Origin of the sequence: Mesorhizobium sp. M7A.F.Ca.CA.003.01.2.1 (genome assembly GCF_003998945.1) — a bacterium.
Taxonomy (GTDB): Bacteria; Pseudomonadota; Alphaproteobacteria; order Rhizobiales; family Rhizobiaceae; genus Mesorhizobium; species Mesorhizobium ciceri.
The window spans coordinates 1-1,212 of the sequence record NZ_RZRA01001265.1 but is presented as its reverse complement, the minus strand read 5'-3'; the positions used below and the strand labels follow the sequence as shown (position 1 = coordinate 1,212).

2 protein-coding genes are annotated in these 1,212 nt (G+C 64.5%); both read right to left on the bottom strand.

Annotated features, from left to right (window positions below; translation table 11 throughout):
- Nucleotides 1-61 precede the first annotated feature (61 nt).
- Nucleotides 62-766: a molybdate ABC transporter permease subunit gene (gene modB, locus EN969_RS31830; RefSeq protein WP_063168280.1), complete on the bottom strand. Its 705-nt coding sequence runs from the start codon at nt 764-766 to the stop codon at nt 62-64.
- Nucleotides 767-781: 15 nt separating this feature from the next.
- Nucleotides 782-1,212: molybdate ABC transporter substrate-binding protein (gene modA / locus EN969_RS31825; RefSeq protein WP_127419774.1), on the bottom strand; the 431-nt coding region annotated here is incomplete at its 5' end.

The following is a 1,212-nucleotide window of genomic DNA, read 5'->3' as shown; positions in this document are numbered from 1 at the left end:
CTTTCGAAGCGGGCGCCGATGGCGAAACCGCCCTGCCGATGGCTGATGTCGACGAGAACGCTCATTCGATGTCCAGCCGCCGGCCGACACGCCGCGCCAGCACCTCCGAAGCCACAAGTGCTGCCATGGAGATGACAATGGAAATCAGCGTCAGGCGGAGCGCCCCTTCATCGCCACCCGGCACCTGCGTGAAGGTGTAGATCGCCGACGGCAATGTCTGCGTCTCATTGGGAATGTTGGAAACGAAGGTGATGGTGGCGCCGAACTCGCCCATCGCCTTGGCGAAGGCCAGGATGGCGCCGGCGATCAGCCCGGGCAGGATCAACGGCAGCGTGATGGTGGCAAACACCCAGAGCGGATTGGCGCCGAGCGTTCCCGCCGCCGCTTCCATCCTACGGTCCACCGCCTCGATCGACAGCCGGATCGCCCGCACCATCAGGGGAAAGCCCATGACGCCGCAAGCCAGCGCCGCACCTGTCCAGCGGAAGGAGAAGACGATGCCGAAATGCTCGGCCAGGAAGGCACCGGCCGGACCGCGCCGGCCGAAGGTGAGCAGCAGCAGATAGCCGGTCACCACCGGCGGCAGGATCAGCGGCAGATGCACCAGCCCGTTGAGAACCGTCTTGCCCCAGAACTGTCCCCGGGCAAGCAGAAGCGCGATCAAGATGCCCGGCGGCAGGCTGGCGAGCATCGCCACCGTTGCCACCTTGATGGACAGCCGGACCGCATTCCATTCGTCGGGAGTGAGGTCCAGCAGCCAGTTCATAGTGCCCCTTGGAACTCAGTTGCTCGGCGCGAGCACGGTAAATCCCTGATCCTTGAACAGCGCGGCCGCCTTGGCCGACTGCAGGCATTTCAGGAAAGCCGGCGTATCCTTGTCCTTCGAATCGGCGGTCTGGGCAACCGGATAGATGATCGGCGGATGCGAATCCTCCGGGAAGGTGCCGATCACCTTGACCCCCTTTTCGGCATGCGCGTCGGTGGCATAGACAATGCCAAGGGCGGCTTCGCCCGTCGAAACCAGTTTCAGCGCCGCGCGCACGTTTTCGGCCTGCGCCACCTTGCCCTCGACCGAGGACCAGACGCCGAGCGATTCAAGCGCGGCCTTGCCGTATTTGCCGGCCGGCACCGCCTTGAAATCTCCCATGGCGAGCTTGCCGTCGCCGATCAGCTTGGCGAGGTCGAAACCCTTCTCGATCCTGGTGTCGACCG